Source organism: Massilia sp. ZL223, assembly GCF_018119395.1.
In the GTDB taxonomy this organism is placed as follows: Bacteria; Pseudomonadota; Gammaproteobacteria; order Burkholderiales; family Burkholderiaceae_D; genus Telluria.
This window is the reverse complement of sequence record NZ_JAGPWD010000004.1, coordinates 230,202-238,161: the sequence shown is the minus strand read 5'-3', so window position 1 is coordinate 238,161 and position 7,960 is coordinate 230,202. Positions and strand designations below refer to the sequence as shown.

The following is a 7,960-nucleotide window of genomic DNA, read 5'->3' as shown; positions in this document are numbered from 1 at the left end:
CCCCGTGAAATCGAAGTAGCGCAAGTGCCCTTCCTTGAACATCTGCTCGAGCGCCAGCCACTGCAGTACGGTGCCGACCGACAGGTGCATGTAGGCCGGGTCGTAGCCCAGGTAGGCGTAGATGGCGACGCCGTCCTGGACCGGGCAGTACAGGTAGGAGACCGGCCGTTCGCCGTCGAACAAGACGTAGGCGCGCAACTGCCCGCCGGCGGCCAGCGCGCGGGCGCGTTCCATGAATTCGGGCGTATCGGGCAGGCCCGCGTCCAGCAGCTTTTCCTGGTAGGTCAGCTTCGACACCGCGCGCGCCAGCTGGAAGAAGGCCGGGACCTCGTCCGGGCTGCGGTAGGCGTGCCACTTGAGGGTGCCGCCGCAGTGCTCGGTGAACTTGCGGATCTTGCGGTTGATGGTCGAGCGCGTCTTGGACGAGAATTTCTTCTGGTAGTCCTCGAACGAAGTGCCCAATTCGATGTAGCAGTGCTGGTATTGCAACGGCACGTAGCGCAGGAAGGGGCCGGACCGGGCCAGGCGCGGCAGCGCTTCGTCGACCGGCAGGCGGCGCAAGGCGAAGCCCTGGCTGCCCGGGGCAAGCTGGTCCTCGCCCTGCACGGCGGCGGCGCCGGGATGTCCGGCCTCGGCCAGTCCGATCGAGCGCAGCTGCAGGCGGATGGACGCCTGGAACAAGGTCCAGTCGCTCAGCTGGAACTTGAACGGTATGTCACGCACTTCCCAGGAACTCATCCTTGATACTTTCCCGTCTCGGCCCGGCCAACGGCGCGGATCTTGATAGCGTACGTGAGGTGAACGTGCATAAGATCGCCGGCGGCCCGGCCAGTTAATAAGTTGGCATTATTTTACACTTTTTCAAATGTTTTAACTTTCTCCCGTCTCCAGTCGTCTCCATTGAGACACACGCAATTGCACTATTCTTAGACAGGCCGCACCGGGCCGCTCCCGGCGGCGGCGAAAAAAAACCCGGGATCGGACAGGCCAACCCGGGTTTCCGCATCAAGCCCTGTCAGGGCTTACCAGATGATCACGCGATCCTTCGGCGCCAGGTACATCTTGTCGCCTTCCTTCACGCCGAAGGCTTCGTAAAAGCCCGGCTGGTTCTTCAGGGTGCCGTTGGCGCGGTACTGGCCCGGCGAGTGCGGGTCGGTCTTGATCTGGGCGATCTGCGCCGGCTCGCGCATCTTGGTGCGCCACACCTGGCCCCAGCCCATGTAGAAGCGCTGGTCGCCGCTCAGGCCATTGATCACCGGCGCCTTCTTGCCCTTCAGCGACAGCTTGTAGGCCTTGTAGGCGATCGCCAGGCCCGAGTTGTCGCCGATGTTCTCGCCCAGGGTCAGTTCGCCGTTGACGTTATAGCCAGGCAGCGGGCTGTAGCCGGCGTACTGGTTGATCAGGACCTTGGTCTTCTCGGCGAACTTCTTGCCGTCTTCCTCGGTCCACCAGTTGCGCATGTTGCCGTCGCCGTCGTACTGCGAACCCTGGTCGTCGAAGCCGTGGCTGATCTCGTGGCCGATCACGGCGCCGATGCCGCCGTAGTTGACCGCGTCGTCGGCCTTGGCGTCGAAGAACGGCGGCTGCAGGATCGCGGCCGGGAACACGATCTCGTTCAGTTCCGGGTTGTAGTAGGCGTTGATGGTCTGCGGCGTCATGCCCCATTCGTCGCGGTCGATCGGCTTGCCCAGCTTGTTCAGCTCGCGGTTGTATTCCACCTCGCGCGAACGCATCACGTTGCCGACCAGGTCCTCGCGCTTGACGCTCAGGGCCGAGTAATCCTTCCACTTGTTCGGGTAGCCGATCTTCGGGGTGAACTTGGCCAGCTTGGCCTGAGCTTCCTTCTTGGTCGCCGGGCTCATCCAGTCGAGGGTGTCGATCGAGGACTTGTAGGCGGCCAGCAGGTTCTTGACCAGGACTTCCATGCGCGCCTTGCGCTCGGCCGGGAAGTGCTCCTTCACGTACAGCTTGCCGACCGCTTCGCCCAGGCTGCCTTCCAGGGTCGAGACGCCGCGCTTCCAGCGCGCTTCCAGCTGCGGGGTGCCCGACAGGGTGGTGCCGTGGAAGGCGAAGCGCTCGTCGACGAAGGCCTTCGACAGGTAGTTGGCGTAGCTTTCCACCAGGTGCAGCTGCAGGTAGGTCTTCCAGGTCTCGAGCGGCACGCGGTTCAGGACTTCGGCGAAGCCCTTCAGGTAGCTCGGCTGGCTGACGATCAGGTAGTCGGTCTTGCCCTTCAGGCCGGATGCGGCCAGCCAGGATTGCCAGTCGTAGCCCGGCGCCAGCTCGGCCAGCTTGGCCAGCTCGACCTTGTTATAGGTCTTGACCGGGTCGCGGTTCTCGACCTTGGTCCACTGGACCTTGGCCAGTTCGGTTTCCAGCTCGACGATCGCCTTGGCGTTGGCGGCGGCGTTCTTGTCGCCGGCCATGGCCAGCATCTTCTCGGCGTGCTGCTGGTACTTGGCGCGGATGTCGGCCAGCTTGGCGTCGTCCTGCTTCAGGTAGTAGTCGCGGTCCGGCATGCCCAGGCCGGCCTGGTAGAGGTCGGCCACGTAGCGGGTCGAATCCTTGGCGTCCTGGTGGATGTAGAAGACGAAGGGAACGTTCACGCCCTGGCGGCCCAGCTGCGCGAACACGGCCGGCAGTTCGGCCTTGTCCTTGATGGCGGCGAGCTTGCCCAGTTCCGCGTTCAGCGGCGCGATGCCGAGCTGCTCCAGGCGGGCCTCGTCCATGTAGCTGGCGTAGAAGTCGCCGATCTTCTGCACTTCCGAACCCTGGGCGCCCTTGCTTGCGGCGGCCTTTTCGATGATCGCGCGCAGCTGCGGCAGGGTGTCTTCGCGCAGCTGGTGGAAGGCGCCCCAGCTCGACTTGTCGGCCGGGATCTCGACGGTCTTGAGCCACTTGCCGTTCAGGTGGGCGAAGAAGTCGTCCTGCGGGCGCACCGCTGGCTCCACGTATTGCAGGGCGATGCCGGAAGAGAGCGTGCCGGCCTTGGCGCCGCTCTTGGCCGCGCTGTTCGATTCCGCCTGGGCCATCGAGGCCACCAGCACCAGCGCCGCGGCGCTCAGGATATGTCGTTTCATCAGGTTCTCCGTGTAGGGGTTGTTATTCTATGTGCAGCGGGCCGGGGCTTGTGGCTCCGGCCCGCTTTCATGCATCGCGCTTACCAGATGGTGACGCGGTCCTTCGGCGCCAGGTACATCTTGTCGCCTTCCTTCACGCCGAAGGCTTCGTAGAAGCCCGGCATGTTCATCACCGTGCCGTTGGCGCGGAACTGGCCCGGCGAGTGCGGGTCGGTCTTGACCTGGTTGATCTGCTGGGCTTCGCGCATCTTCGAGCGCCACACCTGGCCGAAGCCCATGAAGAAGCGCTGGTCGCCGGTCAGGCCGTCGATCACCGGAGCAGGCTGGCCTTTGAGCGAGATCTTGTAGGCCTTGTGCGCGATCGACAGGCCGGCGTTGTCGCCGATGTTCTCGCCCAGGGTCAGTTCGCCGTTGACGTGATAGCCCGGCAGCGGCGAGAAGCCGCTGTACTGGCTGACCAGCTTGTCGGTGCGGGCCTTGAAGGCGGCGCGGTCTTCCTCGGTCCACCAGTTGCGCAGGTTGCCGTCGCCGTCCGACTGGCTGCCCTTGTCGTCGAAGCCGTGGCCGATCTCGTGGCCGATCACGGCGCCGATCGCGCCGTAGTTCACGGCGTCGTCGGCGCGCATGTCGAAGAACGGCGGCTGCAGGATCGCGGCCGGGAACACGATCTCGTTGGTCGTGCTGCGGTAGTAGGCGTTCACGGTCTGCGGCGTCATGCCCCATTCGGTGCGGTCGATCGGCTTGCCCAGCTTGTTGATGTTGCGGTTGTAGTCGAAGGTCGAGGCGCGCATCACGTTGCCGACCAGGTCGCCGCCGCGGATCGCCAGCGCCGAGTAGTCGCGCCACTTGTCCGGGTAGCCGATCTTCGGGGTGAACTTGGCCAGCTTGGCCTGGGCTTCCTTCCTGGTCGCCGGGCTCATCCACTCGAGGGTGTCGATCGATTCCTTGTAGGCGACCAGCAGGTTCTTCACCAGTTCTTCCATGCGCGCCTTGCGCTCGGCAGGGAAGTGCTCCTGGACGTACAGCTTGCCGAGCGCCTCGCCCAGCGCGCCCTCGACGGTCGAGACGCCGATCTTCCAGGTCGGACGCTGTTCGGTCACGCCGGTCAGCGCGGTGCCATAGAAGGCGAAGTTCTCGTCGACGAAGGCTTTCGACAGGTAGGGCGCGTACTCGCGCAGCAGCTGCCATTCGAAGTAGGACTTGATGGTGGCCAGGTCGGTCTTGGCCAGCACGGCGTCGAAGCCGGCCAGGTAGCTCGGCTGCGACACGATGACGTAGTCAGCCTTGCCGGCCACCCCGGCGGCGGCCAGCGCCGCCTTCCAGTCGTAGCCCGGGGCCAGCTTGGCCAGCTCGGCCACCGTCATCTTGTTGTAGCGCTTGACCGGGTCGCGGTTCTCGACCTTGGTCCACTGCACCCTGGCCAGCTCGGTCTCGAAGTCGAGGATGGCCTTGGCCTGTTCCGGGGCGTTCTTCTCGCCGGCCAGCGCCAGGATCCTGGCGACGTGCTGTTCGTAGGCGGCGCGGGTCTCGGCCATGCGCTTGTCGTCCAGCTTCAGGTAGTAGTCGCGGTCCGGCATGCCCAGGCCGCTCTGGCTGATGTAGGCAGCGTACTTGGTGGACTCGCGCGCATCCTGGCTGACGTACATGCCGTAGGGCGAAGCCACGCCGATCTTCGCCAGGTGGGCGACCAGGTTCGGGACCGCCTTCTTGTCCTTGAGCGCGCGGATGCGCGACAGTTCGCCGCTGAGCGGCTTGTAGCCCAGGCTCTCGCGCTTGGCCTGGTCCATGAAGCTGGCGTACAGGTCGGCGATCTTCTGGGTTTCGGTGCCCTGCTTCCGAGCAAGCGGATCCTTCTGCGCGGCCTCGATGATGGCGCGCAGCTGCGGCGTGGTGTCGTCGCGCAGCTTCATGAAGGTGCCCCAGCTGGCCTTGTCGCTCGGGATCTCGGCGGTCTTGAGCCACTTGCCGTTGAGATAGCTGAAGAAGTCGTCCTGCGGACGCACGCTGTCGTCGATGAACTGGGTGTCGATGCCGGAAATCAAGGCCGCCGCCGGTTTTGCCGGCGCGTTGTCCGCCGCGACCGCCGCCGTGGTGGCGAAGGCGGTCATGATGGACAGGGTCAGGGTGCTCAGGATGTATCGCTTCACAGGAAGGTCCTCTTTGCGGGGTAAAAAAGTGCTACGGCCGGAAAATGTAGCATGGGCTCCGGCCGTTTGATTACAGTTTTGTTTCAAGACGCACACCGACTGTTGCATATGTGCGCGTCTGGGTGCTGGTGAATACTTCCGGCAGGCTGACGCTGCGCGCCGTATCGTAGTTCTGCGACAGCAGGTTGTTGCCGAACACGCGCACCTGGGTATTGCCTGAGAATTTCCACAGCGCGAACAGGTCCAGCTGGCGCTTGGAGCCGGTGAAGGCCAGTTCCTCGTTGCTGACCTGGACCAGGAAATCCGGGGTCCAGTTCAGGCTCGCGCCCAGGGTCAGGGGCAGGCCCTTGAGGCGCCAGTCGGCGCCCACGTTGGCGGTCTGCTCGGCCTGGCCCTCGAGGCGGTTGTGCGGGCCCTGGATGTCTTCCACGTCGGACCAGAAGCGGCTGTAGTTGGCGCGCACGTCCACGTTCGGCGCATCCTTGACCAGGTCGGTCAGCTGGAACTTGGCTTCCAGCTCGATGCCGCTGGTACGCGCCTTGCCGATGTTGACCGGGCGCGAGATCCAGCGCGGGCCCTGGGCGGTCGGCACTTCGGTGACGGTGCGGCGGATCAGGTCGTCGACATTGCGCACGAAGGCGCTGGCCGAGACGATGCCGGTGCGGCCGATGTAGTGTTCGTAGGCCAGGTCGATGCCGGTCGCCAGTTCCGGCTTGAGGTCCGGATTGCCGCTGCGGTCGGGGCGCACGAAGGAATTGTCGGCCGAGATGGTGGGCGCGGCGATCATGTCGTTCAGCTGCGCGGCGCGGTAGCTGCGCGTCAGGCTGGCGCGCACCTGGTCCTTGTCCTTGCCGGGGATGCGCCAGACGCTGTGCAGCACCGGGCTCCAGACGCGGCTCTCGTTCTTCACGCTGTTGCCGACGCCGGTGCTGGCGGTGCGGATGCCTTCCCAGCGCAGGCCCAGGTAGGCCGACCAGCGCTCGCTGATGTCGAATTCGTCCTGGGCGAACAGCGCGATCTTGCGCTGGTTGGCGGAGAGATTCGCGCCCGATTCCTCGTACAGCGGACCGCCGTCGTCCTCGGACACCTGCTTCTGCTTCAGGCGTGTATATTCCACGTCCCAGCCGACGGCCAGCAGGTGGCCCTTGGCGATCGGCCTGGTGTACTTGCCGCCCGTGTTGGCGCCGCGGAAGCGCATGTCGCCCGTGTCGTTGAACACGCGCAGCGGCTCGCCGGCGAAGCCATAGGTGCGGCGCACGCTGGTGTTCTCGCTGTTGGCGCCGCCGAAGCCGAACTTGAGGTCGAGCTTGGCGTTGTTGTCCATGCGGTGCAGCCAGTTGCCGAACAGGCGGCCGAAGGTGGAATCGGAATCCGACGCCTGGTCCAGGCGCGCGTAATCCGGCTCGCCGCCCAGGCGCGTGACCGTGTTGTTCAGGCGCGAATCGCTGCGGTTCACGCCCAGGAAGGGCTGGACCGTGAGCGTGTCCTTGTTGTCGAAGGTGTAGGTGAAGCGCGGCGAGGCGTGCAGGCCCTTCGAATGCGAATCGCTGCGGCCGTCGAGCAGCTGCTCGCTGTCGAGGGTGCCGTCGCGGCGCTCGGTGCGGTCGTAGGTCCGGCTCTCGTTCTCGTTGCGGTTCAGGCGCAGCATCACGTTGGTGAGCCAGCTCAGCCTGCCGGACTTGCCCGGCATCGCCAGCGACACGTCGGGCGAATGCAGGCCGCCGGACACGCTGTCGCTGGCGCGGAACTGGATGTCCTTCTGCTGGTAGCCTTCGCGCAGCACGATGTTGATGGTGCCGGCGATCGCCTGGGTGGAATGCTCGGCCACCGGGCCGCGGATCACCTCGATGCGCTCGACCTGGTCGGGCGGCAGCGACTCCAGCGAGAAGCCTGGCGGCGGGCGCTCGCCGTTGACCAGCATCTGCGTATAACCGTTGCCCATGCCGCGCATGCGCACCCCGCCGCCGCCCCGGCCCGGCGGACCGGCCATGGTCACGCCCGGCAGGCGCTTGAGGATCTCGCCGACATTGCTGTCGCCGTTGCGGTCCAGCTCTTCGCGGCCGAAGATCATTTTGGAAGCGGTGGCCAGGCGGCGCTGGTCGGTATCGTTGGCGCGGCTGCCGCTGATGGTCACCTGCTGCAGCTTGTCGTCGGTCTTGGGAGGCGGCGCCTGCCGGGTCTGGGCCGCACCCGGCTCCTGGGGTGCTGCCGGCTCGGCGCCGGTCTGGCCTGCCGCGGGCACGGAAGCCGCGCCGAGCAGGGCCGCGCAGGCCAGGGAAACATATGTATTCATTCGCGTTCTTGGTCTTCGGTAGCATGCCGGCGCGTACAGGGCGCACGCGGGCGAAAGACCATTCTAGCTGTTGAGAAACAGGCAGCAACGGGGATTAAAGTTTTTTTACTTTTCGATACACGCCAGGAGTGCTTTTTCGCGTATGCATGTGTTGGGAGACGACAACAAGACCTTGTGTGCGCGGGTAAAGTTGCGCTGTGGAATGTACAATCCCGGCAGGCCTTTTCCGGCAGCGCGCCTGCGTGCGCCGGAAAGAAAAAAGCCCACGGAGGGGGCCGTGGGCAAAGACCACTTCAAGAGTGGAGAGAGAGAAAAACTGGTATTGAATATAGGCCGCCCCGCCCCCGCTCGCTTGCACTCTTACAATTGCTTACCAACGGATCAATAGCTGTGCGCCCTGCCCTGTGCATGGCGGGCCGGGTGCATGCTTGTTTGCGCTT

The 7,960-nt window shown here is 65.0% G+C and carries 4 protein-coding genes; all 4 read right to left on the bottom strand.

Annotated elements, in window-relative coordinates; all coding sequences use genetic code 11:
• On the bottom strand, nt 1–738 hold a 738-nt coding region (locus KBW95_RS05090), incomplete at its 3' end, for a GNAT family N-acetyltransferase (protein ID WP_211527180.1).
• 284 nt (nt 739–1,022) lie between these two features.
• A complete protein-coding gene (locus tag KBW95_RS05085) occupies nt 1,023–3,080 on the bottom strand; it encodes a M13 family metallopeptidase (RefSeq protein ID WP_211527633.1) in 2,058 nt (685 codons plus the stop codon).
• 80 nt (nt 3,081–3,160) lie between these two features.
• On the bottom strand, nt 3,161–5,227 hold the full coding sequence (locus KBW95_RS05080; protein WP_373888756.1) for a M13 family metallopeptidase: 2,067 nt from the start codon (nt 5,225–5,227) through the stop codon (nt 3,161–3,163).
• Nucleotides 5,228–5,297: 70 nt separating this feature from the next.
• Entirely contained in the window at nt 5,298–7,520 is a 2,223-nt protein-coding gene (locus KBW95_RS05075) for a TonB-dependent siderophore receptor (protein ID WP_211523093.1), read from the bottom strand.
• Nucleotides 7,521–7,960: the final 440 nt, after the last annotated feature.

Coding starts and splice junctions, on each gene's coding strand:
- KBW95_RS05075 (WP_211523093.1), bottom strand. CDS start 7,520: ATGAATACATATGTTTCCCTGGCCTGCGCGGCCCTGCTCGGCGCGGCT.
- KBW95_RS05085 (WP_211527633.1), bottom strand. CDS start 3,080: ATGAAACGACATATCCTGAGCGCCGCGGCGCTGGTGCTGGTGGCCTCG.